Genomic DNA, 25,913 nt, shown 5'->3' with positions numbered 1-25,913 from the left:
ACGGTCACTCGCTTCATAGTTCAGAGGGAACGGAGGTGAAGGTACTCGTTGGCCATCACTTTCTGAAGAGTGATGTTGCTTGATTTTGTTCGTTTGCGATGGAGATGGGCCCTTACGGTGGAGCGATTGTGCTCGATGTCGGTTTTGCTACCTAAGGCAACGCGCGCTTGACCACTGTGTTGAATTGTGCTTCATTGTGTTTACTTCTGTTTGGGCGGGTGGGTGAGGAGCCTCCGTGAAGAAGACCTCGAACCGGCTCGCAGACGGCCGCGAGATCGTCTACTACGACACGCGCGACGACGCCGTACGCGACGCCGTCGACCGGCGCCCGCTCGACCGGCCCGCCACGTCCTCGGAGATCCGGTACGACCCGCTGCTCTCCGAGTGGACCGCCGTCACCGCGCACCGGCAGGGCCGCACGTACCACCCGCCCGCCGACGAGTGCCCCCTCTGCCCCTCCCGGGACGGACGGCTCAGCGAGATCCCCGAACCGGACTACGACGTCGCGGTGTTCGAGAACCGCTTCCCGTCCTTCTCGGGCGGTCCCGGCCCCGCCGTCGCGGGCGGCCCGCACGGCCTGTTCGCCGCGGCGCCCGGCGCCGGGCGCTGCGAGGTCGTCTGCTTCACCTCCGACCACGACGCGTCGTTCGCCGCCCTGACGGAGGAGCAGGCGCGGCTCGTGCTCGACGTGTGGACGGACCGCACCGCCGAGCTGTCCCGGTTGGACGGCGTGCGGCAGGTGTTCTGCTTCGAGAACCGCGGCCGCGAGATCGGCGTGACCCTCGGCCACCCGCACGGCCAGATCTACGCCTATCCGTTCACCACGCCCCGCACCGAACGGATGCTGCGCAGCGCCGCCGCGCACCGGGACCGTACGGGCGGCCGCAACCTCTTCGACGACGTCCTCGGCGCCGAACTCGCCGACGGGCGGCGGATCGTGCTGGAGGGCGAGCACTGGGTGGCCTTCGTGCCGCACGCCGCGCACTGGCCGTACGAGGTGCACCTCTACCCGCGTCGCCGCGTGCCCGACCTGCTGGGTCTGGAGGAGGCGGAGCGGGCCGAGTTCCCCGGGATGTACCTGGAGGTGCTGCGCCGCTTCGACCGGGTCTTCGGCCCCGACGAGCCCCCCACCCCGTACATCGCGGCCTGGCACCAGGTCACCGACGAGGTGCCGGAGCGCGCCGAGTTCGCGCTCCACCTCGAGCTTTTCACCATTCGCCGCACTTCCGGCAAGCTGAAGTTCCTCGCGGGTTCCGAGTCCGGCATGAACGTGTTCATCAACGACGTGCCGCCGGAAGCCGCGGCCGAGCGACTGCGAGAGGTAGCGAGCGAGTGAGTGCAACCGTGAGCGGGACCAGCACGGGGACGGCCGCCGTACGGCCGCGCAAGTACCTGGTGACGGGCGGCGCGGGCTACGTCGGGAGCGTCGTCGCGGCGCATCTGCTGGAGGCCGGCCACACGGTGACGGTGCTCGACGACCTCTCCACCGGCTTCCGCGCCGGGGTCCCCGCGGGCGCGGAGTTCGTCGAGGGCCGCATCCAGGAGTCCGCTCGCTGGCTGGACCCCTCGTACGACGGGGTGCTGCACTTCGCGGCCTGCTCGCAGGTCGGGGAGTCCGTCGCGGACCCGGAGAAGTACTGGCGCAACAACGTCGCGGGCACCATGGACCTGCTCGCCGCGATGCGCGGCGCGGGCGTGCGCAGGCTGGTCTTCTCGTCCACGGCGGCGACGTACGGCGAGCCCGCCGGTGAGCTGCTCTCCGAGACCGACCCGACCGCGCCGACGAGCCCGTACGGCGCGACGAAGCTCGCCGTCGACCACATGATCACCGGTGAGTGCCGGGCGCACGGCCTGGCCGCCGCCTCGCTGCGCTACTTCAACGTCGCGGGCGCCCACCTCACCGGCCCGCCGGGGGAGCCCGCGGGGGCGCCGGGCGGCGGGGCGGCGTACGGCGAGCGGCACGACCCCGAGTCGCACCTCATCCCGCTGGTCCTCCAGGTCGCCCTCGGCACCCGCGAGGCCATCTCCGTCTACGGCGACGACTACCCGACGCCGGACGGCACCTGCGTACGCGACTACATCCACGTCGCCGACCTCGCGGACGCGCACCTGCTGGCGCTGGACGCGGCGGTCGGCGGCGAGCACCTCGTCTGCAACCTCGGCAACGGCAACGGCTTCTCCGTCCGCGAGGTCATCGAGACCGTACGGAAGGTCACCGGCCACCCGGTGCCCGAGGTCGTCGCGGCCCGCCGCGGCGGCGACCCCGCCGTGCTGGTCGCCTCCGCCGAGCGCGCCCGGAACGTGCTGGGCTGGGCGCCCCGGCGGGCGGACCTGACCGGCATCGTCGAGGACGCGTGGACGTTCGCGCGCCGCGAGCACGCGGCGCGCGGGAAGCAGACCGGTGGGCAGCCGGCCGGTGGGGAGCAGGGAGGCGCCGCGCGATGACGTTCCACGAGGTGTACGGGGGCGAGCCGGACGGTGTGTGGGCCGCGCCGGGCCGCGTCAACCTGATCGGTGAACACACCGACTACAACGACGGTTTCGTGCTGCCGCTCGCGCTGCCGCACACCACGCGCGTGCACGCCGCCCGCCGCGACGACGGCGTCCTGCGCCTGCACTCCGCCGACAGCGGGGCGCAGACCGGCGACGGCGTCGTACGGCTGCGCGTCGACGAGCTGGAGCCCGCGGGCGCCGCGGGCTGGGCGGCGTACCCGGCGGGCGTCGTCTGGGCGCTGCGTACGGCGGGGCTGCCCGTCGGCGGCGCCGATCTGCACTTCGAGAGCACCGTGCCGACGGGCGCGGGCCTCTCGTCGTCGGCGGCGCTGGAGGTGTCCACGGCGCTCGCCCTGAACGACCTGCACGGCCTCGGACAGGACCCGGCGGAGCTGGCCCGGCTGTGCCAGCGGGCGGAGAACGACTTCGTCGGCGTGCCCTGCGGGATCATGGACCAGATGGCGTCGGCCTGCTGCACCGAGGGCCACGCCCTCTTCCTGGACGCCCGCGAACTGACCTGGCGCCAGGTGCCGTTCGACCTGGCGGCCGAGGGCCTGAAGCTGCTCGTGATGGACACGCGGGTGAAGCACGAGCTGGGCGAGGGCGAGTACGCCAAGCGCCGCGCGGGCTGCGAGGAGGGCGCCCGGCAGCTGGGCGTCCCCGCGCTGCGCGACGTCCCGTACGAGCGGCTCGACGAGGAGCTGACGCGGATCGCGACGCCCGAGGTACGGGGCCTGGTGCGGCACATCGTCAGCGAGAACCGGCGCGTCGAGGACGTGATCCGGCTGCTCGACGCGGGCGACACCCGGGGCATCGGCCCGGTGCTCACCGACGGGCACGCGTCCGTACGGGACGACTTCCGCATCTCGTGCGACGAGCTGGACCTCGTGGTGGAGACGGCGAACGCGGCGGGCGCGCTCGGCGCCCGGATGACGGGCGGCGGCTTCGGCGGCTCGGCCATCGTCCTCGTCGAGGACGCCCTGACGGACAAGGTGACCGAGGCGGTCGACGCGGCCTTCGACGCGGCGGGCTACCGCAGGCCGCGGGTCTTCCCGGCGCTCCCGGGGCGCGGGGCGCACGCCGAGTAGCCCCGGTCGGTGCGTGGAAGGGGCCCGGTGCGGTACGCCGCACCGGGCCCCTTCCGCTTCCGCGCGTACGGCGCGTGGCGCTCCGCGCGTTCAGCGCAGGGTGCGCCGGGCCGCGTACGCCGTGACGACGCCGATCAGCAGCAGCGCGCCGGTCAGCGCGGCGGCCGCCGTCCACTGCATCGCGCCGAAGTGGGAGTACGGCATGTAGTCGACGGCCCAGCCGACCACCCCGTCCTCCCGCAGGCACGCGGGCCCGTTCTCGGCGTTCACGCACGTGCTCCAGCCCGTGAGGGAGCCGTCGGACCGGAGGTAGGAGAGGTCGATCTCGACCGCGTCCCGGGGGATCCGCGGACGGTCGTCGTCCCCGAACCGGCCGCCGCCGGTCGTCACCGTCTCCAGCCGGGCGAACGCCATCCGCGCCAACTCCCACGCGAAGTTCAGCACGTACAGGCTGACGAGGGTCACCACCATCGAGGGCAGCATCCGCCGGAACAGCAGGCCCACGGTGGCGCCGACGAGCAGGCCGATCAGGACCAGGACGACCGCCACCGGGCCGGTGCTGTCGAAGCTGTTGGAGAGGGTGAAGTCGGCCTGGGAGGCGTCGTGTTCCACCAGCGGCGCCCGGTAGTAGTGCAGCGCCGCCCCCATGGCCCCCGCGGCCAGGGCGGAGAACAGCGCGGCCACGGCGAGCTTCGTCGCCACCCACTCCGTCCTGCTCCGCGACTGCACCCCGACGAGCTTGGCCGTGCCGCTCTCCAGGTCCCCGGCGAAGAGCGGGGCGCCGACGAACGCGCCGACGAGGAACGGCAGTCCGGCCAGCGCCGCGCCGTACGCCTGGAGCGCGCTGTACGCGTCCGCGACCGTCGCGTCGTCCCCGGGCGTCGGGTCGCCCCCGTCGACGGCCGCCACCGCTTCGTGGACGTACACGCCCTTGTAGAGCAGCGCCGCCGTGGCCAGCACGGTGCCGCCGAGCATCACCAGGAACGTCGCCCGGTGCTGGCGCCACACCAGCCACACCATGCCGCGCGGGGCGAACCCGCGCCGTGGTGCCGCCGCGCGCGGGGCGCGCGCCGGTCCGCTGCCGCGCCGTGCCTCCTGTGTCGTCGCGCTCATGCCGCCACCTCCGTACCGGTGCCCGGGACATGGGAGTTCGGGCTGATCAGCGCGTCCGCGTCGCCCTGCTCCAGATAGGCGAGGACGACCTCCTCCAGGGTCGGCGCGGCGGCGGTCCACGGGTCGGTGACCGGGCCGCCGGGCCGTACGAGCGCGCTGACCTGCCGCCGCTCGCGCTGGGCCTGCACCACGGTGTGCGCTTCCAGTCCCGCCGGGGTGCCGTCGGGCGCATCGACCACCGCGTCGCCGTGCGCGGACAGCAGCCGGTGGACGCTGATGAGTTCGTCGACGTCCCCGGCCAGCCGCAGCCCGCCCCGGGAGACGAGCAGCAGGTAGTCGCAGAGGGTGTCCAGTTCGGCGACGAGGTGGCTGGACATCAGCACGGTGATGCCGCGTTCCGCGACCTCCGCCAGCAGCGCGCCGACGGTCTGCCGCCGTACGAGCGGGTCGAGTTCGGCCAGCGGCTCGTCCAGGAGCACGAGGTCGGGGCGCTTGCCGAGGGCCACCGCGAGGGCGATACGGGTGCGCTGGCCGCCGGAGAGGCTGCCCACCTTGGCGTCGAGGGCCACGGATCCGGCCCGTACGAAGTCCTCGGCCAGGGCCTGGTCCCAGCCGGGGTTCAGCTCGCGGCCCATGCGCAGCGTGTCGGCCACGCTGAAGCGCGTGAACAGCGGCTTCTCCTGCGGGAGGAACGAGACGCGGGCGCGTGCCTCGGCGCTGCCCGCGGGTGCGCCGAAGACCGTCGCCTCGCCACGGGTGGGTCGGCGCAGCCCGGCGATGATCTCCAACATGGTGGTCTTGCCGGCGCCGTTGGGGCCGACGAGTCCGCAGACCCGGCCCGCGGGCAGCCGGAACGTCGCGTTCCGGAGCGCCCAGTGCCGCCCGTACCGCCGTCCCAGCTCGCGCAGTTCCAGCGCGACGCGGGCCTCGTGCGGGGCCGTGCCCCGCACCGTCGTGCCGCTCGTGCCGCTCGTGCGGGTCATGCCGGACCGCCCTTCCGCTCCTCCGTGACGAGGACGTCCCCGGCCGCGTCCCCGTACCGCGCGAGCGCCGTTTCGAGGAGTTCGCGGACGTCGTCCTCGGCCATGCCGGAGCGCAGCGCGCGCTCCGTCCACTCGTACAGCTCCGCGTGGAGCGTGGAACCGGCGTCCGGCACGAACGGTTCGGGGGCGCGCGCGACGAACGTGCCGATGCCCTGGCGGAGTTCGACGACGCCCTCGCGCTCCAGCTCCCGGTACGCCTTGAGCGTCGTGTTCGGGTTCACGGCGCAGGTCTCCGCGACCTCGCGGGCGGTCGGCAGCCGGTCCCCGACGCGCAGGGTGCCCGTGCGCAGGGCGCGTTTCGTCTGCTCGACGATCTGCTGGTAGGCGGCGACGCCGCGGCGTCGCTCGATCCGGTACTTCATGCACACCATCCGTAGTCCACTACTTAACTAGTGGAATGGTGCTGTGGCTGACCCGCCCCTGTCAATCCACTCGGCGGCCCCGTGCGCCTCCGCGGCGGTCAGTTTCGACAATCACCCTTGTCGTGTCCGCGCCCGCCCGTACCCTGAGCGTGATGTACGTCACCGGTGGACCGCCGGTAACGTCAGGGGGCGGGAGAGCCGGGTGCGACGCCCGGGGCGGGGAAGCGGCGGCGCGGGCGACGGCCGACCGGCGCGGAATGCCCCGACCGGACGCCGTAGCCCTCCATGAGGGGTGTCATGCAACGAATCCGGGTGCTGGTGGCCGACGACCACCGCATTTTCGCCGAGTCCCTCGCCGCCGCGCTGGCGGCCGAGCAGGACGTCGAGGTCGTCGCGGCGGGCAGCGGCACCGCCGCCCTGCGCTGCCTGGACCGGGCGGCCACCGAGGGGCGCGGCTTCGACGTGCTGCTCGTCGACGCGGACCTGGGCGAGCCGCCCGAGGCCGCGGGCCGAGGCCCCGGCGGGCGGCAGCCGTCGGTGCCGTCTCCGGCGACGCCCGCGCGCGGCGGCGGCGTACACGTACCCGCGCCCGCCCCGCCCCTCAACGGCGCGCCCCAGAGCGCCCCTTCACCCCCCGCCGGTGCCCCGACCGTTCCCGCGCCCGCCGCCGTGCCGGTGGCCGCGGCGGCCGAGCCGGGCGAGTCCGGCGAGGCCGTACGGAACGGCGCGCAGGGCGCGCGGTCCGGTGCGCGGCCCGGCGGGATCGCGCTGGTCGGCCGGGTCCGCGCCGACCACTCCGGGACGCGCGCGGTCGTCCTCGCGGAGCGCGACGACCCGCGCCAGGCCGCCGCCGCGCTCCAGGCGGGGGCGGCGGGCTGGGTCGCCAAGGACTGCTCCCTCTCGCGGCTGCTCCAGGTCATCCGGGGCGTGCTCAAGGACGAGACGCACCTGTCGCCCGCGCTGCTCACCGGCGTGCTGCGCGAGCTGACGGCGAGCCGAAGACACCGTACGGAGAGCGAACGGCTCGTGGAGGCGTTGACGCCGCGCGAGCACGAGGTGCTGCGGTGCATGGTCGCCGGGCTGGGCCGGAAGGCGGTCGCCGAGCGGCTGTACCTCTCGCCGCACACCGTCCGTACGCACATGCAGAACGTGCTGGGCAAGCTGGAGGTGCACTCCACGCTCGCGGCGGTGGCGCTGGCGCGCCGCGCGGGCGTCGGGCCGGTGGAGGAGGCCCCGGCGCCGCCCGTCCAGGGCTGACGGGTGGCCGCGCCCGGACACCGCCTAGCCCGGCGTGTTGTCGAACGGCGCGGTCAACTGCCGCAGCAGCCCGGCCAGTTCCCCCCGCTGCCCGCTCGACAGCTCGGCCAGGATGGCCCGTTCCTGCGCGAGCAGCCCGGCCAGCGCCCCGTCGGCGCGGTGGCGGCCCTCCCCGGTGAGGCGTACGAGCACGCCCCGCCGGTCGTTCGGGTCGGGCAGCCGCTCGACGAGGCCGCTCTTGGCCAGCCGGTCGATGCGGTTGGTCATGGTGCCGGAGGTGACGAGGGTCTGGGTGAGGAGCTGGCCCGGCGAGAGCTGGTACGGGTCGCCCGCGCGCCGCAGCGCGGTCAGGACGTCGAACTCCCAGGGCTCCAGGCTGTGTTCGGCGAAGGCGAGGCGCCGCGCCCGGTCCAGGTGCCGGGCGAGCCGGCTGACGCGGCTCAGCACCTCCAGCGGTTCCACGTCGAGGTCCGGGCGCTCACGGCGCCATGCTGCAACCAGTCGGTCGACCTCGTCCTCCATGCCGATCATTGTAGTAGTTGTGTCGACGTGAAGTCTCTTGACATCGAGATAATTTTACCCGGACCATACGGACATGGTTTCCTCCGACCCCGCGCCGTCCTGGTCTCCCGAGCAGTACCTCCGCTTCGAGGGCCCGCGCTCCCGCCCGCTGCGCGACCTGCTGGCCGCCGTGCCCGACCTCCCCGGCGGGCCCGCGCCCCGCGTCGCGGACCTCGGCTGCGGCACGGGGAACTCGACCGCCGCCCTCGCGGCCCGCTGGCCCGGAGCACGCCTCACCGGGTACGACAACTCGCCGGACATGCTGGCACGCGCCCGCCGCCGCGAGGGCACCGAGGAGTACGGCGACCGGCTGGACTTCGTCCACGCCGACCTGGACGACTGGTGCCCGCCCGACGGCGAGCGCTTCGACCTGATCGCCTCCAACGCCGCCTTCCAGTGGGTGCCGGAGCACCGCGCGCGCTTCGCCCGCTGGCTCACGGCGCTCACCGACGGCGGCGTCCTCGCGTTCCAGGTGCCCGGCAACTTCCGCGCGCCCAGCCACACCACGTTGAGCACCCTGTGCGTGGCGCCGCGCTGGCGCGCCCGCCTCGGTGACCTCGCGGTGCGTCCGAACACCGTCGCCGAACCCGTCGACTACGCGGCCGACCTGGAACGGCTCGGCTGCGACGTGGACGTGTGGGAGACCACGTACCAGCACCTGCTGCCCGGCCCCGACGCCGTACTGGAGTGGGTCAAGGGCACCGCGCTGCGGCCCGCGCTGAGTCGGCTGGAGGGCGACGAGGAGGCGCGGGACGCGTTCCTGGCGGAGTACCGGAGCGCGCTGGCCGACGCCTATCCGGCGACGGAACGCGGCACGCGCTTCCCGTTCCGGCGGGTCTTCGTCGTGGCGGTGAAACGGTGAACGGGGGCGTGGCGGACGGGGGCGCGGAGGGCGGGGGCATCGCGGCGTACGACCACGTACTGCTCGCCGCGCCGCCCGGCGCCGAGGAGGCGCTGCGGGCGTTCTACGGGGGGCTGCTCGGCATGGCGGAGGAGCCGAAGCCGCCGGTGCTCGCCGCGCGCGGCGGCTGCTGGTTCCGGGCGGCCGGGGGCGCCGTACGGCTGCACCTCGGCGTGGAGGAGGGCTTCGCGCCGCCGCGCAAGGCGCATCCCGCGTTCCGCGTCGTCGGCATCGACGCGGTCGCCGCGCGGCTCGTGGCGGCGGGAGTGCCCGTCCGCTGGGACGACGACCTGCCGGGCCACCGCCGCTTCCACACCGAGGACCCGGTCGGCAACCGACTCGAAGTGCTGGAGCCCGTCGCGCCCTGCCCCGTCGCGCCCTGACCCACGCCCGGCCCCGGCGCCGCCCTCAGGACCGGCGGTGCCCGACCAGGCGCGGCTTCTGCTCCAGCCCGTCCAGCCCGTGCCAGGCGAGGTTCACCAGGTGCGCGGCGACCTCCGCCTTCTTCGGGCGGCGCGCGTTCAGCCACCACTGCCCGGTCAGCGCGACCATGCCGACCAGCGCCTGGGCGTAGAGCGGCGACAGCTTCGGGTCGAAGCCGCGCGCCTTGAACTCGTGCCCGAGGATGTCCTCCACCTGCGTCGCGATGTCGCTGATCAGCGAGGCGAAGGTGCCCGTCGACTGCGCCACCGGCGAGTCCCGGACGAGGATGCGGAAGCCGTCCGTGTACTGCTCGATGTAGTCCAGCAGCGCGAACGCCGCCTCCTCCAGCAGCTCCCGCGGGTGCCCGCCGGTCAGCGCGCTCGTCACCATGTCCAGCAGCTGGCGCATCTCGCGGTCCACCACCACCGCGTACAGCCCCTCCTTGCCGCCGAAGTGCTCGTAGACGACCGGCTTGGACACCCCCGCCTTCGCCGCGATCTCCTCCACGGACGTGGCCTCGAAACCGCGCTCCGCGAAGAGCGTGCGCCCGATGTCCAGCAGCTGCTCCCGCCGTTCCTTGCCCGTCATACGGCGGCGGGCACGCCGGGAGCCCGACGCGGGGGGAGTGGTGTCCTTCTTGCTCGTCGCGTTCGTTCCGTCATCGGTCGGCACGCCCACCATCATGCCGCTTCCGTCCGCCGTGCCACGCGCCGGGCCGCGATCCGTACGCCCGCGGCCGCCGCGCGCCGCACGCGACGGCGTACGCGCGGCCCGCGCCGGGCGGCGCGGCGACGCCACCCGCACGGGTGACCACCGGCGGGTGCCGTACGGGCCGTCCCGGCGCCGGGCGCGGCGGGTACCGGCGGGGCCCGCCCAACAGCCGGACGCGATGTCCCGCTGTCACCCCCGCGACCTATCCTTGGTCCGTCGGACAGAGCGGTCCGTGACCTGCCTCGCGCACCCCGGAGCCGAGCACCGGGAATCCCGCACCGGAAGCCAGAAGCCACAAGGAGCCGTACCTGTGAGCAGCGCCGACGCCGAGACCTCGGCCGAGACCCGCACCGAGCCCGCCGCCGAGCCCGCGACCGCCCCGGCCACCGGGCCCGGCGACCCCGCCGGGCCGACGGAGACCTCCGCGCTGCGGGCCGACATCCGCCGCCTCGGCGACCTGCTCGGCGAGACCCTCGTCCGCCAGGAGGGCCCCGAGCTGCTGGAGCTGGTCGAGCGCGTGCGCGCGCTGACCCGCAGCGACGGGGAGGCCGCCGCGGCCCTCCTCGCGCGCACCGACCTGGAGACGGCGGCGAAGCTCGTCCGGGCCTTCTCCACCTACTTCCACCTGGCGAACGTCACCGAACAGGTGCACCGCGGCCGGGAGTTCCGCGCCCGTCGCGAGGCCGAGGGCGGCAACCTGTCGCGTACGGCCGACATGCTGAAGGACGCCGACGCGGGCCATCTCGCCGAGACCGCGCGGAACCTGGGCGTCCGCCCCGTCTTCACCGCCCACCCGACGGAGGCCGCGCGCCGCTCCGTGCTGACGAAGCTGCGGACGATCGCCGGGCTGCTCGACCGTACGGACACCGCCGACCGCCGCCGCACCGACCTGCGCCTCGCGGAGAACATCGACCTGGTGTGGCAGACCGACGAGCTGCGCGTCGTCCGCCCCGAGCCCGCCGACGAGGCGCGGAACGCGGTCTACTACCTGGACGAGCTGCACCGCGGCGCCGTGGGCGACGTGCTGGAGGACCTGGCCGCCGAACTGGAGCGGGCGGGCGCCCCGTTGCCGTCCGGCACCCGGCCGCTGACCTTCGGAACCTGGATCGGCGGCGACCGCGACGGCAACCCGAACGTCACCCCGCAGGTCACCTGGGACGTGCTGATGCTCCAGCACGAGCACGGCATCGCGGACGCCCTGGAGCACGTCGACGAGCTGCGCGGCGCCCTCTCCAACTCCATCCGGAACTGCGGCGCCACCCCCGAGCTGCTGCGCTCCCTCGACACCGACCTGGAGCGCCTGCCGGAGATCAGCCCGCGCTACAAGCGGCTCAACGCCGAGGAGCCGTACCGCCTCAAGGCCACCTGCGTCCGGCAGAAGCTGCTCAACACCCGCGACCGGCTGGCCTCCGGCTCCCCGCACGCCGCCGGGCGCGATTACCTGGGTACGGGCGAACTGCTCGCGGACCTCACCCTGTTGCAGGAGTCGCTGCGCGAGCACCGCGCCGGGCTCGTGGCCGACGGGCACGTGGAGCGGGTGCTGCGCACCCTCGCCGCGTTCGGGCTCCAACTCGCCACCATGGACGTACGGGAGCACGCCGACGCGCACCACCACGCGCTCGGGCAGCTGTTCGACCGGCTCGGCGAGGAGTCCTGGCGCTATCTGGACATGCCGCGCGACTACCGCCGCCGCCTGCTCGCCCGCGAGCTGCGGTCGCGGCGCCCGCTGGCGCCCACGCCGCCGCCGCTGGACGACGCGGGCGCGCGTACGCTCGGCGTCTTCCAGACCGTCCGCCGGGCGCTCGACACCTTCGGGCCCGAGGTCATCGAGTCGTACATCATCTCCATGTGCCAGGGCGCGGACGACGTGTTCGCGGCGGCCGTGCTCGCCCGCGAGGCCGGACTCGTCGACCTGCACGGCGGGTGGGCGCGCATCGGCATCGTGCCGCTGCTGGAGACCACCGACGAGCTGAAGATCGCGGACGAGCTGCTGGACGCGATGCTGTCCGACCCGTCGTACCGCCGCCTGGTCGCGCTCCGCGGCGACCGGCAGGAGGTCATGCTGGGTTACTCGGACTCGTCGAAGTTCGGCGGCATCACGACCTCCCAGTGGGAGATCCACCGCGCGCAGCGGCGCCTGCGCGACGTCGCGCACCGGCACGGCGTACGGCTGCGGCTGTTCCACGGCCGGGGCGGCACCGTCGGTCGCGGCGGCGGCCCCACGCACGACGCGATCCTCGCCCAGCCCTGGGGCACGCTGGAGGGCGAGATCAAGCTGACGGAGCAGGGCGAGGTGATCTCCGACAAGTACCTGGTGCCGTCCCTGGCCCGGGAGAACCTGGAACTCACCGTCGCCGCCACCCTCCAGGCGTCCGCGCTGCACACCGCGCCCCGGCAGTCCGACGAGGCGCTGGCCCGCTGGGACGCCGCGATGGACACGGTGTCCGACGCGGCGCACGGCGCGTACCGGCGGTTGGTCGAGGACCCGGACCTGCCCGCGTACTTCTTCGCCTCCACGCCCGTCGACCAGCTCGCCGAGCTGCACCTCGGCTCCCGGCCCGCCCGCCGCCCGGACAGCGGCGCGGGCCTGGACGGCCTGCGGGCGATCCCGTGGGTGTTCGGCTGGACGCAGTCGCGGCAGATCGTGCCCGGCTGGTTCGGGGTGGGCACGGGGCTGCGCGCGGCGCGCGAGGCGGGCCTCGAATCCGTCCTCGAAGAGGCCCACGAGCACTGGCACTTCTTCCGCAACTTCCTGTCCAACGTCGAGATGACCCTCGCCAAGACGGACCTGCGGATCGCCCGGCACTACGTGGACACGCTCGTGCCGGAGGAGCTGCGGCACGTCTTCGCGACGATCGAGGCGGAGCACGCGCTGACCGTCAGCGAGGTGCTGCGCGTCACCGGCGAGGACGAGTTGCTGGACGCCAACCCGGCGCTCCGCCGCACGTTCCGCATCCGGGACGCCTACCTGGACCCGATCTCGTACCTCCAGGTGACGCTGCTGCACCGGCAGCGGGAGGCGGCCGAGCGCGGCGAGGAGCCGGACCAGCTGCTGTCGCGCGCGCTGCTGCTGACGGTCAACGGCGTGGCGGCGGGCCTGCGCAACACGGGCTGACGCGCGCGGAAGGGCCGCGCGTACGGGATGCCGTACACGCGGCCCTTCCGTGTGTCCGCGTCAGGTCGGGGACCGGTGTCCGCGTCAGCGGGGGCCGGGGGCGCGGCGGCGGCGCAGCACCAGGTACGCGCCCGCGCCGAGGAGTGCGGCGCCCACCGCGGCGAACGCGCCCGCGGGCACGTCGGAGCCGCTCCGCGCGAGGTCGCCCTCGCCCTGCGGTGACGGGCCGGGGGGCTCCGTCACGGCGGGGTCGGGGCCCGCCGGGCCGTCCGCGGTCGGCGCCGTCCCGGGCCCGCCGCCGCGGTCGGCGTCCCGCTGCGGCGCGTCGCGCGCGTCGGGGTCCGTCCCGGACCCGCGCCCGGGGTCCCCGCCGGGGGAGGGCCCGGCGGAGCCGTCGCGTCCCGCGCCGGGCGCGGAGGCGGAGGGCGCCGTACCGCCGTCCGGCCCGCCGCCGGGCGCCTTGCCGTCGCCGCCCCCGCCGGCCGCGCCCTCGCCGTCGCAGCGGACGGTGAACGGGCCGCCGCTCGTGGGCGGTTGGTCGGCGCCGAGGTCCCAGAAGAGTTCGTACGCGCCGTCGGCCAGCGACAGCCCGTCGGTACGCCCGTACCCGCCGCCGTCGACCACCAGCGTGCCCGTCTCCGCGACGGTGCCGGGCTCGCCCGACCCGGTGCGCTGCGCTATCTGCCAGGTGACGCGACCGGCGCCGTCGAAGCCCTCGCCGACGAGGTAGAAGGTGCAGACGGCGGGGCCGCCGGGCGGGATCTCCGTGTCGTCCACGGTGTCGTGGACCCGCACGGTGCCGCTGTCGCCCCGGGGAGTGGCGTGCGCGGTGGATACGGGCAGCAGGAAGAGGGCTGCGGCGGCCGGGAGGGCGTACACGGGGGGAAAGGCGCGCATGGGCCATCCAACTTCGGGGGGTGAATGGGGGGTTCCGGAGGGTCAGACCGTGTCCGGCACAGCTTGTTGTGCCACGACGGGCGGGTCAAGAAGGGAATGTCGTGTATGCGTCGTTGCGTGCGCGGTGTGCGGAATCATCGGGATAACGATGCAGTGACAACGCTGAGTCGCGAAAGACCGCCTCGCGCGGGGCCTCCGTCCCGGAGGGTCACGAAAGCGGAACGAGTCGCCCCGCGAGGGGATCAGAGGCCGCTACCCGGGTACGCGCAGGGGTTACGCGCCCTCCGCCGTCACAGCGTCAGCGCCGAGGCCCCCATCACGCCCACCCCCAGCAGCGCCAGCACCCAGGCCGTACGCCGCAGCCGCAACCCGCCCGCGACGACCACCGACGCCAGCAGCAGCGCCCCCGCCAGCGGCACCCACGCGTACAGCGTCCCGGCCGGTCCGGTGCGTACGGCCTCCGCGTCGGGGCCGTCCCCCGCCGAGCCGGTGCGCAGCGCCACGTCCAGCGTCCTGCCGCGCCCCTCGGCGACCGTACGGGAGATGGACACGCCGTCGCGCGCCCGCCCGCCGTCGCCGCGCGGTGTGAAGGACCCGTGACACCGGTCGGTGCCGCACTTCTCGACGGTGAACGTGCCCCGCTTCCCGTCCTCGGGGAACATCGCGGGCTCCGCGGTGTCCCAGGACGTCCAGGCGCCCGCCGCCGCCAGCAGCACCACCAGCAGGGCCGTGAGGCCCGCCTTCGCCAGCAGCAGCAGGCCGTACGCGCTCTCGCCGGCCCGCCGCATGCGGCTGCGTCTCCGCACCGTGCTGGGTGACATGGCCGCGATAATCGGCCATGCCGGGCCCCCGGTCAACAGTCGGCTGCCCGCTTGGTCCGTTAACGGCTCGTACGCGTTCTTCTTGACTTCTCCACACTCCCGGTCGCGCCCGCACGCCCCCGCGTGCCGCCACCGGTCAGGAGTTGTACGTGCCCTGCGCGCGCTCCAGGCCGTCCGTGATCAACGCCTCGACGGCGTCGGCGGCGCGGTCCACGAAGTAGTCCAGCTCCTTGCGCTCGACCGTGGCGAAGTCCCGCAGCACGTAGTCGGCGACGGCCATCCGGCCGGGCGGGCGCCCCACGCCGAAGCGGACGCGGTGGTAGTCGGGGCCGAGGGACTTGGTGATCGACTTGAGGCCGTTGTGGCCGTTGTCGCCGCCGCCCTTCTTGAGGCGGAGCGCGCCGTAGTCGATGTCCAGCTCGTCGTGCACGGCGATGATCCGCTCGACCGGCACCCGGTAGAAGTCGCGGAGCGCGGTGACGGGCCCGCCCGAGACGTTCATGAACGACATCGGCTTGGCCAGCACGACCCGTTGGCTGGAGACCCCCGGCGTGCCGAGGCGGCCCTCCAGCACCTGCGCGCGCGCCCGGTGCGTCTTGAACGAGCCGCCGAGGCGGGACGCCAGCAGGTCGGCGACCATGAACCCGACGTTGTGCCGGTTCCCCGCGTACTCCGGGCCCGGGTTGCCGAGGCCCGCGATCAGCCACGGCTCCGTGCCCGCCGCGCTCGAAGAGGCGCCCGACGGGGTGGCGTTGGTCGACATGTCTGGGCCCTCCGGCGGCCGTGGGAGACGGCCGCCGCCCCGCGAACGCTGCGCGGGACGGCGGCCGGAGACGTACGGGACGGGAGGTTACTCGGCGTCGCCCTCGGCGTCGCCCTCGCCGTCCTCGGCGGGCTCCTCGGCCTGGGCGGCCAGCACCTGGATGACGATGGTGTCGCCGTCGGTGTCCAGGGTCGCGCCGTTCGGCAGCTTGATGTCCTTCGCCGCCACGGAGTCGCCCGCGGCCAGGCCCTCGACGGAGACGGTGACCGACTCGGGGATGTGCGTGGCCTCGGCCTCGACCGGCAGCGCGTTCAGGCCGTGCTCCAGGACGTGCTGGCCCGGGGCGAGTTCGCCCTCGACGTGGATCGGGATCTCGACGCTGACCTTCTCGCCCTTCTTCACGATGAGCAGGTCGATGTGGACGAGGAAGCCGCGGATCGCCTCGCGCTGCACGTCCTTGGGGATGACGAGCTGCTTCTTGCCGTCGACGTCCAGGTTGATCAGGACGTTCGAGGACTTGAGCGCCATCATCAGGTCGTAGCTCGGCAGCGTGACGTGCTGGGGCTCGGCGCCGTGGCCGTAGATCACGGCCGGGACGCGCTCCTCGCGGCGCAGGCGGCGGGCCGCGCCCTTGCCGAACTCGCTGCGGACGGTGGCGGTGAGGTTGACGTCGGCCATGTGGCGCTCCTCGTATCTCGCGGATCGGTGTGGGCGGTCACCCGGCACCCGACAGGCGGCCCGTACGGGCCTGCTACGAAGAGCGCGTCGATAACGGAGAGCCTCACGCACGGCCCGGCACCTGCCGTGACGTGCGGCGCGGCCTCCCTCGCCGAGCAACTCGGTGAGTCTACTCGGCGGGGGAGGCCGCACAGAAATCGATCTTGTCGTACGGGGTCGGGCACCCCGCCGTACGGGCTCGGGCCCGGCGTTCCGGATCTTGCAGTATCGATCCGGCGGGCCCGGAACGCCCGTACCCGCTACGCCTGTTCCTCGAAGAGGCTCGTCACCGAGCCGTCCTCGAAGACCTCCTGCACGGCGCGGGCGATCGTCGGCGCCATGGACAGCACCGTGATCTTGTCGAGGTCCAACTCGCTCGGCGTCGGCAGCGTGTTGGTGAAGACGAACTCGCTGACCTTCGAGTTCTTCAACCGGTCGCCCGCGGGCCCGGACAGGATGCCGTGCGTCGCCGTGACGATCACGTCCTCCGCGCCGTGCGCGTAGAGCGCGTCGGCCGCCGCGCAGATCGTGCCGCCGGTGTCGATCATGTCGTCGACGAGCACGCAGACGCGGCCCTCGACGTCACCGACGACCTCGTGCACGGTGACCTGGTTCGCCACGTCCTTGTCGCGCCGCTTGTGCACGATCGCCAGGGGGGCGCCCAGCCGGTCGCACCAGCGGTCCGCGACCCGTACCCGGCCCGCGTCCGGCGAGACGACGGTCAGCTTGGAGCGGTCCACCTTCGCGCCCACGTAGTCCGCGAGGATCGGCAGTGCCGAGAGGTGGTCGACGGGGCCGTCGAAGAACCCCTGGATCTGGTCGGTGTGCAGGTCGACCGTGAGGATGCGGTCGGCACCCGCCGTCCGCAGCAGGTCCGCCAGCAGCCGCGCGGAGATGGGCTCCCGGCCGCGGTGCTTCTTGTCCTGCCGGGCGTAGCCGTACGACGGGACGATCACCGTGATGCTGCGCGCGGAGGCGCGCTTCAACGCGTCGATCATGATCAGCTGTTCCATGATCCACTTGTTGATCGGCGTCGTGTGGCTCTGGATCAGAAAGGAGTCGGCGCCGCGCGCCGACTCCTGGAAGCGGACATAGATCTCACCGTTGGCGAAATCGTAGGCTTTGGTCGGGACCACGCTGATACCCAGCTGCTGCGCGACCTCCTCGGCCAACTCGGGGTGTGCGCGGCCGGAGAAGAGCATCAGCTTCTTCTCGCCGGTCGTCTTGATCCCGGTCACAGCACATTCTCCTTGCGTTCCGCTTCGCGTGGGTGCTTCTTCACCGTAAACCCCGCCCGTACCCGGCGCTTACCCGGTCGCGCCGCTCAGACGCCCCGACCGGTCTCCTCGCCGCCCTCCGTCGAGGGCTCCCCGGAGCCCTCCGCAGCCGCCCGCGCTGCCGCGCTGCCGGGCCGCTTCCGCGCCACCCAGCCCGCGATATTGCGCTGTTGGCCGCGCGCGACCGCCAGCGAGCCCGGCGGTACGTCCTTGGTGATCACGGACCCGGCGGCCGTGTAGGCACCGTCCCCGACCGTGACGGGAGCCACAAACATATTGTCCGCGCCGGTCCGGCAGTGCGACCCGATCGTGCTGCGGTGCTTGTCCACGCCGTCGTAGTTCACGAAGACGCTCGCGGCACCGATGTTGGTGTGCTCCCCGATCGACGCGTCGCCCACGTACGACAGGTGCGGCACCTTCGTACCCTCGCCCAGGGTCGCGTTCTTCATCTCCACGAAGCTGCCCGCCTTGACCCCGCCGCCCAGCACCGTGCCGGGACGGAGGAAGGTGTACGGGCCGACCTGCGCCCCGGCCCCGATCTCCGCGCCCTGCGCCACGGTGTTGCTGACGACGGCGCCCGCGCCGACCGCCGTGTCCGTCAGCCGGGAGTGCGGGCCGACCTCCGCGCCCGCGGCGACGTGCGTACCGCCGAGCAACTGCGTGCCCGGGTGCACGACGGCGTCCGGCTCGTACGACACGGTCACGTCCAGCCACGTCGTCGCCGGGTCCACCACGGTCACACCGTCGAGCATGGCGCGCTCCAGCAGACGCCCGTTCAGCAGCCGCCGCGCCTCGGCGAGTTGGACGCGGTTGTTGATGCCGAGGATCTCCCGGTGGTCCGCGGCGATCGCCGCGCCGACCCGGTGCCCGGCCGTACGCACGATGCCGAGGACGTCGGTGAGGTACTCCTCGCCCTGGCTGTTGTCGGTACGCAGCTTCGCCAGCGCGTCCGTCAGCAGCTCCGCGTCGAAGGCGAAGACGCCGGAGTTGATCTCGCGCAGCGCCCGTTCGGCGTCCGTCGCGTCCTTGTGCTCGACGATCGCGGTGACCGCGCCGTCCGCCGGGTCGCGCACGATCCGCCCGTAACCCGTCGCGTCGGGGACCTCCGCGCTGAGCACGGTGACGGCGTTGCCGTCCGCCGCGTGCGCCTCGGTCAGCGCGCGCAGCGTCGCACCCGTCAGCAGCGGGGTGTCGCCGCACGTGACGACGACGGTGCCGGTGAGCGTCATGCCCTCACGCGCGAGGGCGTCGAGGCCGGTGCGTACGGCGTGGCCGGTGCCGTTCTGCTCCTCCTGCACGGCGGTCCGTACGCCCGCGTCGATCCCGGCGAGATGCGCCGAGACCTGCTCACGCGCGTGCCCGACGACCACCACCAGGTGCGCGGGGTCGAGCGCGCGGGACGACTCGACGACGTGTCCGAGGAGTGTCCGTCCGCAGATCTCGTGCAGGACCTTGGGGGTCGCCGACTTCATGCGGGTGCCCTCACCCGCTGCGAGAACGACGACGGCTGCCGGGCGATTGGCGCTCACGGGTGTGCCCTTCGGCTTCGGGTGGGGATGACCTCCGCAGGATACCGGGGGCGCGCGGGGCGGCCGGAGGAGCGGGGCCCGGGGCGGCGCGCGGCGGCGTCGGGCAAGGGGGCGCACGGGCGGGCGGCGGCGTGCGGGGCCGCCGTGGAAGCCGCCGGAACGGGCGGCGCGCGGTGCTCCCCCGCCAGGACTCGAACCTGGAACGGACGGACCAAAACCGTCAGTGTTGCCGATTACACCACAGGGGATCGCCGGGTCGGCCGGTACTCACGCACGTCCGGCCTGCTCGGACGACGCCTCTACTATGCCGTACCACCCAGCCTCGGTGCGACGGTATACGTGAGCGAAGTGCGGGAGCGCTGTGACGAGCGTGCCGAGGGTGCCCGCGACCCGCCGCACGTTGTGCGTCTCGGCCGGAAAACGGGTCGCGGGCGGTCGTAGGCTGGGCGGTATGACCGAGACGGGGGAAGTCGTTCGAACGAGGGACGAGGGTTGCGGCCCCGAGCCGCCCGAGGAGAGCGGCCCGTGGTGGTGGGAACGGCCCCGCGCCTTCGTGCTCGACCTGACGCTCGCCGTGCTGTCCGTCGCCGAGTGCGCGTACGAGGGCAAGCTGTTCAGCGACGAGACCGGGGTGCCGCTGCCGCTCGCCCTGCTGATGGGCGTCGTCGTCGGCGCCGTACTGCTGCTGCGGCGGCGCTACCCGGTGCTCGTCGTCCTCGTCACCATCGCCGTCACGCCCGCCGAGATGGGCGTCCTGCTCAACGTCGTCGGCCTCTACACCCTCGCCGCCACCGACGTACCGCGCCGCATCACCGGACTGCTCGCCGGGATGCAGGTGATCGGCTGCTTCGTCATCACCGCCATCCGGATGCACCAGAGCGTCGGCCAGGCACCGAACTTCGACCCGCCGCTGTGGTTCATCCCGCTGACCTCCGTGCTGATGTCCGTGGCGTTCACCGTGCCGCCCGTCCTGCTCGGCCTGTACGTCGGCGCGCGGCGACGGCTCGTGGAGAGCCTGCGGGAGCGCGCCGACGGGCTGGAACGCGAGCTGTCCCTCCTGGCCGACCGCGCGGAGGAACGCGCCGAGTGGGCGCGGAACGAGGAGCGGACCCGGATCGCCCGGGAGATGCACGACGTGGTCGCGCACCGCGTGAGCCTGATGGTCGTGCACGCCTCGGCGCTCCAGACGATCACGTTGAAGGACCCGGAGAAGGCGTCGCGGAACGCGGCGCTCGTCGGTGACATGGGCCGCCGCGCCCTCACCGAACTCCGCACCATGCTGGGCGTCCTGCGCTCCGGCGACCCGTCGTACGAGACGACCCCGGCCGCCGCGGCCGCTGCCGCCGCCGTGCCCGCGGCGGCAGCCCCGGTGCCCGGCTCCGCCCCGGCCCCGGCCGGTGCGCCCACCGCCGGGCCGACCACCGGGCCGGGGGCCGCCACCGGGGTCGCCACCGCGCCCGCCGCGCCCGTGCCCGACGGCCGCGGGCCCACGCTCGGGGAGCTGGACGTGCTGGTGGGGCAGTCCCGCGAGGCGGGCATGGCCGTCGAGCTGACGGTGGAGGGCACCCACGGCGGGTACGCGGCGGATGTCGAACAGACCGCGTTCCGCGTGGTGCAGGAGGCGCTGACGAACGTGCACAAGCACGCAGCCGGAGCCCGTACGCGCGTCCGCCTCGCGCACCGCGAGGCCGAGGTCGCCCTCCAGGTGGAGAACGAGCCGCCCGCCGAGGGCGGGGCCGACGCGGGCCTGCCGAGCGGCGGCAACGGGCTGGTGGGCATGCGCGAGCGCGTCACGACGCTCGGCGGCGTCTTCGTGTCCGGACCGACGGACGCGGGCGGCTTCCGGGTGTCCGCGGTGATCCCGCGAGGGGACGGCGGCGTGGCCTGAGGGCCGCACCGCCGCGCGCGCCGTACGGCCCGGACATCGCCTAGTGGTCGGTGGCCCGCGTCTGCGCCGGGACCGCCGGGGGCGGCTCCTCGACGGCCCTGCCGGTGAGCGTCGCCAGGCTGTTGCGGATGTGCGTCATCCGGGCGCGCAGCTCGTCCATCCGCTCCGCGTGCTCCCGCCGCACCCGGTCCGTCTCGCGCTCGATGCGGTCCTGCTGCGAACGGGCCCTGGCGAGGAACGACGCGCTCTGCGCGTCCGCGTCCTCCTGCGTCTGCCGGGCCGCCTCCTGCGCCTCCGCGTGCGAGCGCTGCGCGTCCACGAGCAACCGGCGCGCGTGCTCGTCCAGCTCCTCGACCCGGGCCGCGGACTTCCGCGCCCGGTCGGCCAACTCGCGGTCCAGCGCCTCCGACCGCGCCGCGTGGTCGCGCTGCTGGTCGGCCAGCAGGGCGGAGCACCGCCGGTCCCGCTCCTCCAGCGCGTCCGCCGCCGCCTTGCGCAGCGCCTCCGCCTCCGAACGGGCCGCCTCCCGCAGGGCGTCGGCGTTGTTCCGCCGGTTGGTCAGCTCCTGGTGTGCCGCGTCCTCGGCCTCGGCGCGCCGCTTCTCGGCCGCGGACTGCGCCGCCCGCCGGGTCTCGCCCGCGTACGCCTCCGCGTCCTCCGTGGCCTGCCGGGCCGCCTCCTCGGCGGCGGCGCGTACGGCCGCGGCCTCCTCCTCGACGGTGGCCAGTATCAGCTGCGCGCGCCTGCCGAGCGTCTCGTACGTCTGCTCCGGCAGCGTGGCGACGACCCGGCGCAGCCGCTCGGCCTCGGCGGCCGCCTCGTCCGCCAGCGCGGTCAGCTCGGCGGCCCGCGCCTGCGCGAACTGCCGCTCCTCGCCCAGGTCGGCGACGCGGCCGTCGACCTCCGCGGGACGGTAGCCGCGGCGTACGACGACGAAACCGTGCGGCGACGACGTACTCATGAGAGCCCCTTCACTCAGCTTCGTTCGGCGACACGACGGGTGGCGTGGCGTCCTCGGCGGTGGCGCGGTCGCGGTGGTGCGTGCGGAGCGCGGCGGGTCCGCCCGTGTGCACGTTCCAGGATGCGTCACGCGCGCGGCGCGGCCGTAATCGCCACATCCCCTCGCATCTGATCAAAAACCCCACGTGCGGCGGCTCGGCGCACGAGCTGCCGCGGTGTCCGAGCCTACCGCTCTGACCAGCGGTTTCGTAGGGGTCCGTGCAGTCCGGGGCGAGGTACGGCGGGTGCGGGCGCACCAAGGCCGCAGCTCACCCGTGTGGGTGAACGTCGGACCGGTCGTCGCCGTCGCGCGACGCCCGGTCAGCCCGCCGTACCGCCGTACCGCGCGCGGTCAGAACAGCCCGTCCCACATCTGCTCCAGCAGCACGGACCACCAGTTCTCCGGCGACGCCAGCGACGCGCCGTCCAGCATCGCGAGCTGCGTCTGGAAGTCGACGGTCCAGCGGCCCGCCTGCTCCGGCGTCAACCCGTAGCGAAGCCGCCACATGCGGCCGAGCATCGCCATGCACCGTACGAACTCGGGCAGTCCCGTGTTCACGAACTGCGGCGGCGTCGACTGCCCGCCGGGGCCCGCCTCCAGCGGTACGGCGACGATGTGCGCCGTGCCGTACTGCACGCACAGCTGGCGCCCGAAGTCGTTCCCCATCACCAGGTACGAACCGGCGTCGGGGGCGGGCCGCACGCCGCGCTCCTGGGCCAGCTCGGCCAGGGTGGGCACCGGGCGGCCCGGCTGCGCCTGGCCCCAGAAGAACGGCCCGAAGTCGATCGGCAGACCCGCCCAGACCAGCACCTGGCCCACGAGGTCCGGCACGCCCTGCCGCGACACGGCGCGCTGGTCGAAGCGGAACACGCCCTGCGGCGCGAACGCCTGGAGCAGCTCGTGCCCGATCGCGTCCGGCGGCACCGGCGGCGCGGGCTGGACGTGCGGCAGCGGCATCCGGTTCGGGGCGTGCCGCGGCGGCGCGTCCGCCACCTGGTGCAACTCGCCCTGGTGCTCGACGAGATGGCGCATGCCCTGCTGCCGGGACGCGTGGTCGCGGCCGTACGCGGCGGTGTGGCTGACCCGTACCTGCGGCCACGTCTCGCGGATCATGCGGGCGCAGTAGCCGCCCGGCAGGTCGCAGGACTCCAGCTCGGTGTGCAGCTCCAGCACCTGCTGCGGCGGCACGTTCATGCCGCGCAGCTCGTGCAGGATCTGCCACTCCGGGTGCGGGGTGCCGGGTGCCGAGCGGCGGATCAGCTGCTGCTCGGAGCCGTCGGCCGCGCGGTACCGCAGGACCGCCATGTAGCCGGGGCCGACGGCCGGTTGGCCGCCCTGGGGCGGATAGCCGTACGCCGGGGGCGGGCCGCCCGCGGGCCCGGGTGCGGGCGCCGGGGGCATGCCCGGCGCCGGGGGCGGGGGAGCGGGCGGCGGCGGGGCGCCGGGGCCGCCCTGCGCGGGGCCCGCCAGCACGGTCGCGGCGTGGTGCACGCCGCCCGGACCGCCGGGGGCCGCGGGGCCGGTGGGGGGCGGCGGGGTGCCGCCCGGTCCGCCGTACGAGCCGCCGCCCTGCGACGGGTCCGCGAGGACCGTCGCCGCGTGGTGGACGGCGCCGTGGCCGGGACCGCCGGTGCCGCCGTCGGCCGCGCTGCCGCCGGTGGCGGGACCGGCCTGACCGGCCACGTCGTCGGCGGAGACCAGCTGCGTCGGTGCGTAGCCGCCCGCCGGGGTGCCCGGCGCCTGGCCGCCGCCCGTGCCCGGGCGGGCGCCCGGCGTGCCGGGCGCGCCCGGCGGCGGGGGTACGGCGGGGCCGCCGCCGCGCGACGGGCGGGGGGAGGAGCCGCGCTGGGCGCGGTCGGTGGCGGCGTCGGCCGCGAGCGGCGCGGGCGGTGCGGAGGGCGGCGGCGGGGTGCCGCCCTGGGCACCCCGGCCGCCCTGCGAGCCCTGGGAGCCGCCGAACGAGCCACCGTACGAGCCGCCGCCCTGCGACGGATCGGCGAGCACGGTCGCGGCGTGGTGCGCGCCACCGCCGGTGCCGCCCGGCGGAGTGGGCGGCGTGGACGGCGGCGGGGGCGTCCGCGTCCCGTCCCCGGACGGGCCCGCCGGGCCGGACCCCGGCGACGGCGCGGAGGACGGCGCCGAGGGCGCCGAAGAGGACGAGGACGGCGCGGACGTGGCGGAGGACGGCGAGGGTGTGGACGGCGGCGGCGTGGCCGACGCGGGCGGCGGGGTGGGGTCGGACGAGGACCCGGCCCGGTCCCGCTTCAGCACCGGCGACACCGCCGTCTTCGGCAGCCCGCTGCCCTCCGGCATCAGCGCCGTCTTCGCCTCCGAACTCGGCGGCGGGGGCGTGTCGTCGTCGTCACTGCCGCTGATCGGCGGCGCGAAGACCGTGGCGGGCGGCTCCTGCCCGGTGTACGCGTTCGTGCTGCTGGTGTCGGCCGCGTCCCACGGGTTCGCGTCCGCGGCCGGTGCCGCGGCGCGCGGTGGCGGTGTGGCCGACCGGCCCGGCCGGTTGTCGGGCACGCCCATCCGGTCGGCGGCCTCCTGGAGCCACTCCGGGGGCGTCAGCAGGAACGACGTCGCCTCCAGGTCGAGCGGCTCGCGCGGCGGCGCCGGACGGGACCGCTCCGCGTCGGCGCCGTACTCCTGCTCGTACCGCCGGATCACCTCGTCCACGGGCAGGCCGGGCCACAGCGTGGCGTCGCCGGTGTCGCGGGCGATCACCATCCGGCTGCGCGCGCCCTCGGAGACGGGGCCGCCCTGCCGGGCCTCGGACCAGGCGACGTAGCCGAGGCCGAACTCCTGGACGCGCACCTCGCGTTGCTGGTAGACGGGCACGTCCCCGTTGATCCAGCGCTCGGCGCGCTCCTGGGCCTGTGCGTACGTCACCACTGCGCCGTCACCCCTCCACCGGGACGGCGCGGGCGAAGCCGCCGTCCACCATCAGATCCGCCACGGTCGCCAGCTCCGGGGGGTTGCCCGCGAGCCGCAGCAGGAAGTCGTCGAAGTCGGCACCGCACGGCAGCAGCAGCGTGTCCAGCCGCTCCCGTACGTCCATGCCGTCCCGGTCCCGCGCGTCGTCGTACGGGCAGAACCAGACCGTGCCGACGCGGTCGCCCCGTACCTTCACGGCGACGATCCCGCCCTGGACGAAGGCGACGCTCAGGTAGTCCTTGGAGAAGTGGTCGCGCAGGCACTTGTTGATGTAGACGAGGTCGTCGAGCGCGGGCTTGCCGCGGAGGGTGAAGAACGGCTGGTCGACCAGCAGCCCCAGCTCCGCGTCGAGCGCGACGCCGCGCGGCGCGCTGCCGCCCGCGGCCTTCAGGAAGGCGCGGTACGCGGTGGGGAGCCGGTAGCCGAGCTTCTCCTCGGCCTCGACGACGAGCCCCTCGGTCACGGCGGGTCCGTCGGGCAGGGCGAAGTGCGCGGGCCGGGTCTCCTGGAGCGGCCGGGTGCCGCGCTTGCCGTGGTCCACGGTGGCCGTCGCGAGCCCGCCGTGGTGCCGCAGCAGCGCCTTGATCTCGACGGGCACCAGCTCGACGCGCCGCGTGTGCGGGACGTGGTGCCAGGTCCAGCCGTGCGGCGTGGCGACGGAGGGCAGATCGGCCCACATCGTGTGTCCGGAGGCGTGCAGGGCGGCGTTGGCGGACACGAAGTCGGTGAGCCGCAGTTCGTCGACGCCGAAGCCCTCGGGGGGCTCGGCTATCTCGGCGGCGGCACACGCGTACGGCGAGAACACCGGGAAACCACGCTCGTCCACCCGCACCCCGCGGGGGTGACGCGCGGCCCGGACCGGGTCCGGGAAGTTCACGGCCTGCCCGGCGTAGGCCGTGTTCGGTGGCGCGGCGTGTTGCCCGAGCCGACCAGTCGTCATGACGTTAGCCCCCTGCTGCATCCGGCTGTCACGCACAGACTAAGCGGTCGGGGAACGGCCAGTCATCGTCACCGCTG

The 25,913-nt window shown here is 74.4% G+C and carries 22 protein-coding genes and 1 tRNA gene; 8 read left to right on the top strand and 15 right to left on the bottom strand.

Annotated elements, in window-relative coordinates; all coding sequences use genetic code 11:
• The first annotated feature begins 235 nt into the window (after positions 1-235).
• From galT to galK, 3 genes are read left to right on the top strand one after another with little or no spacing between them, the layout of a single operon-like run.
• Entirely contained in the window at positions 236-1,336 is a 1,101-nt protein-coding gene (galT, locus tag D7M15_RS10730) for a galactose-1-phosphate uridylyltransferase (RefSeq protein WP_121517300.1), read from the top strand.
• Between the two features lie 8 nt (positions 1,337-1,344).
• On the top strand, positions 1,345-2,445 hold the full coding sequence (gene galE / locus D7M15_RS10725; protein WP_121517299.1) for a UDP-glucose 4-epimerase GalE: 1,101 nt from the start codon (positions 1,345-1,347) through the stop codon (positions 2,443-2,445).
• Complete coding sequence (galK, locus tag D7M15_RS10720; RefSeq protein ID WP_121517298.1) at positions 2,442-3,581, top strand: galactokinase; 1,140 nt, start codon at positions 2,442-2,444, stop codon at positions 3,579-3,581. The genes galE and galK overlap by 4 nt, the downstream gene beginning before the upstream one ends.
• Positions 3,582-3,671: 90 nt before the next feature.
• On the opposite strand, the gene D7M15_RS10715 is transcribed toward galK, so the two are convergent.
• From D7M15_RS10715 to D7M15_RS10705, 3 genes are read right to left on the bottom strand one after another with little or no spacing between them, the layout of a single operon-like run.
• Entirely contained in the window at positions 3,672-4,694 is a 1,023-nt protein-coding gene (locus D7M15_RS10715; protein ID WP_240649230.1) for an ABC transporter permease, read from the bottom strand.
• The gene (locus D7M15_RS10710; RefSeq protein ID WP_121517297.1) at positions 4,691-5,677 is read right to left on the bottom strand and encodes an ABC transporter ATP-binding protein; all 987 of its coding nucleotides are present in this window, start codon (positions 5,675-5,677) and stop codon (positions 4,691-4,693) included. The genes D7M15_RS10715 and D7M15_RS10710 overlap by 4 nt, the downstream gene beginning before the upstream one ends.
• Positions 5,674-6,099 carry a GntR family transcriptional regulator gene (locus tag D7M15_RS10705; RefSeq protein ID WP_346428795.1) on the bottom strand — a complete coding sequence of 142 codons (426 nt, stop codon included), beginning with the start codon at positions 6,097-6,099 and terminating at the stop codon, positions 5,674-5,676. The genes D7M15_RS10710 and D7M15_RS10705 overlap by 4 nt, the downstream gene beginning before the upstream one ends.
• Before the next feature lie 297 nt (positions 6,100-6,396).
• Here D7M15_RS10705 and D7M15_RS10700 point away from each other — a divergent pair, with 297 nt between their 5' ends.
• Positions 6,397-7,356 carry a response regulator transcription factor gene (locus tag D7M15_RS10700; RefSeq protein ID WP_121517295.1) on the top strand — a complete coding sequence of 320 codons (960 nt, stop codon included), beginning with the start codon at positions 6,397-6,399 and terminating at the stop codon, positions 7,354-7,356.
• Positions 7,357-7,380: 24 nt separating this feature from the next.
• On the opposite strand, the gene D7M15_RS10695 is transcribed toward D7M15_RS10700, so the two are convergent.
• Positions 7,381-7,878 carry a MarR family transcriptional regulator gene (locus D7M15_RS10695; RefSeq protein WP_121520571.1) on the bottom strand — a complete coding sequence of 166 codons (498 nt, stop codon included), beginning with the start codon at positions 7,876-7,878 and terminating at the stop codon, positions 7,381-7,383.
• A 73-nt stretch (positions 7,879-7,951) separates the two neighbouring features.
• Between D7M15_RS10695 and D7M15_RS10690 the strand changes: the two genes are divergently transcribed.
• Positions 7,952-8,779, top strand: a complete 828-nt coding sequence (locus D7M15_RS10690) for a methyltransferase domain-containing protein (protein WP_121517294.1) — start codon at positions 7,952-7,954, stop codon at positions 8,777-8,779.
• Between the two features lie 8 nt (positions 8,780-8,787).
• A complete protein-coding gene (locus D7M15_RS10685; protein ID WP_240649228.1) occupies positions 8,788-9,201 on the top strand; it encodes a VOC family protein in 414 nt (137 codons plus the stop codon).
• 25 nt (positions 9,202-9,226) lie between these two features.
• Here the strand turns inward: D7M15_RS10685 and D7M15_RS10680 are convergent, their stop codons facing one another.
• Entirely contained in the window at positions 9,227-9,922 is a 696-nt protein-coding gene (locus D7M15_RS10680; protein WP_121520567.1) for a TetR/AcrR family transcriptional regulator, read from the bottom strand.
• A gap of 457 nt (positions 9,923-10,379) precedes the next feature.
• On the opposite strand from D7M15_RS10680, the gene ppc reads away from it, so the two are divergent.
• The gene (ppc, locus tag D7M15_RS10675; protein WP_240649616.1) at positions 10,380-13,067 is read left to right on the top strand and encodes a phosphoenolpyruvate carboxylase; all 2,688 of its coding nucleotides are present in this window, start codon (positions 10,380-10,382) and stop codon (positions 13,065-13,067) included.
• 84 nt (positions 13,068-13,151) lie between these two features.
• On the opposite strand, the gene D7M15_RS29380 is transcribed toward ppc, so the two are convergent.
• The 7 genes from D7M15_RS29380 to D7M15_RS10640 all read right to left on the bottom strand — a co-directional run bounded on the left by D7M15_RS29380 (position 13,152) and on the right by D7M15_RS10640 (position 19,319).
• Complete coding sequence (locus tag D7M15_RS29380) at positions 13,152-13,964, bottom strand: LPXTG cell wall anchor domain-containing protein (RefSeq protein ID WP_165906232.1); 813 nt, start codon at positions 13,962-13,964, stop codon at positions 13,152-13,154.
• A 290-nt stretch (positions 13,965-14,254) separates the two neighbouring features.
• Positions 14,255-14,785, bottom strand: coding sequence for a hypothetical protein (locus D7M15_RS10665; RefSeq protein ID WP_121517292.1), 531 nt, complete (start codon positions 14,783-14,785; stop codon positions 14,255-14,257).
• Positions 14,786-14,921: 136 nt separating this feature from the next.
• A complete protein-coding gene (gene pth, locus D7M15_RS10660) occupies positions 14,922-15,548 on the bottom strand; it encodes an aminoacyl-tRNA hydrolase (protein ID WP_121517291.1) in 627 nt (208 codons plus the stop codon).
• Between the two features lie 87 nt (positions 15,549-15,635).
• The gene (locus D7M15_RS10655) at positions 15,636-16,226 is read right to left on the bottom strand and encodes a 50S ribosomal protein L25/general stress protein Ctc (protein ID WP_121517290.1); all 591 of its coding nucleotides are present in this window, start codon (positions 16,224-16,226) and stop codon (positions 15,636-15,638) included.
• A 299-nt stretch (positions 16,227-16,525) separates the two neighbouring features.
• Positions 16,526-17,503 (bottom strand): ribose-phosphate diphosphokinase, encoded by a 978-nt coding sequence (locus D7M15_RS10650; protein ID WP_121517289.1) that lies wholly within the window; start codon positions 17,501-17,503, stop codon positions 16,526-16,528.
• A gap of 86 nt (positions 17,504-17,589) precedes the next feature.
• Positions 17,590-19,071, bottom strand: a complete 1,482-nt coding sequence (gene glmU / locus D7M15_RS10645) for a bifunctional UDP-N-acetylglucosamine diphosphorylase/glucosamine-1-phosphate N-acetyltransferase GlmU (RefSeq protein WP_121517288.1) — start codon at positions 19,069-19,071, stop codon at positions 17,590-17,592.
• A gap of 176 nt (positions 19,072-19,247) precedes the next feature.
• A tRNA-Gln gene (locus tag D7M15_RS10640) sits at positions 19,248-19,319 on the bottom strand.
• Between the two features lie 203 nt (positions 19,320-19,522).
• On the opposite strand from D7M15_RS10640, the gene D7M15_RS10635 reads away from it, so the two are divergent.
• The gene (locus tag D7M15_RS10635; RefSeq protein WP_121517287.1) at positions 19,523-20,959 is read left to right on the top strand and encodes a histidine kinase; all 1,437 of its coding nucleotides are present in this window, start codon (positions 19,523-19,525) and stop codon (positions 20,957-20,959) included.
• Between the two features lie 40 nt (positions 20,960-20,999).
• On the opposite strand, the gene D7M15_RS10630 is transcribed toward D7M15_RS10635, so the two are convergent.
• From D7M15_RS10630 to D7M15_RS10620, 3 genes are all read right to left on the bottom strand, one after another.
• Complete coding sequence (locus D7M15_RS10630) at positions 21,000-21,920, bottom strand: DUF6779 domain-containing protein (RefSeq protein ID WP_121517286.1); 921 nt, start codon at positions 21,918-21,920, stop codon at positions 21,000-21,002.
• 390 nt (positions 21,921-22,310) lie between these two features.
• On the bottom strand, positions 22,311-24,854 hold the full coding sequence (locus tag D7M15_RS10625; protein WP_121517285.1) for an SUKH-4 family immunity protein: 2,544 nt from the start codon (positions 24,852-24,854) through the stop codon (positions 22,311-22,313).
• A gap of 7 nt (positions 24,855-24,861) precedes the next feature.
• On the bottom strand, positions 24,862-25,836 hold the full coding sequence (locus D7M15_RS10620) for an SMI1/KNR4 family protein (protein ID WP_121517284.1): 975 nt from the start codon (positions 25,834-25,836) through the stop codon (positions 24,862-24,864).
• Between the last annotated feature and the right edge of the window lie 77 nt (positions 25,837-25,913).

It is taken from the genome of Streptomyces sp. Z26 (assembly GCF_003665095.1).
GTDB classification, from domain to species: domain Bacteria; phylum Actinomycetota; class Actinomycetes; order Streptomycetales; family Streptomycetaceae; genus Streptomyces; species Streptomyces phytohabitans.
The sequence above is the reverse complement of the archived record's forward strand: the minus strand, read 5'-3'. Positions and strand labels throughout refer to the sequence as shown.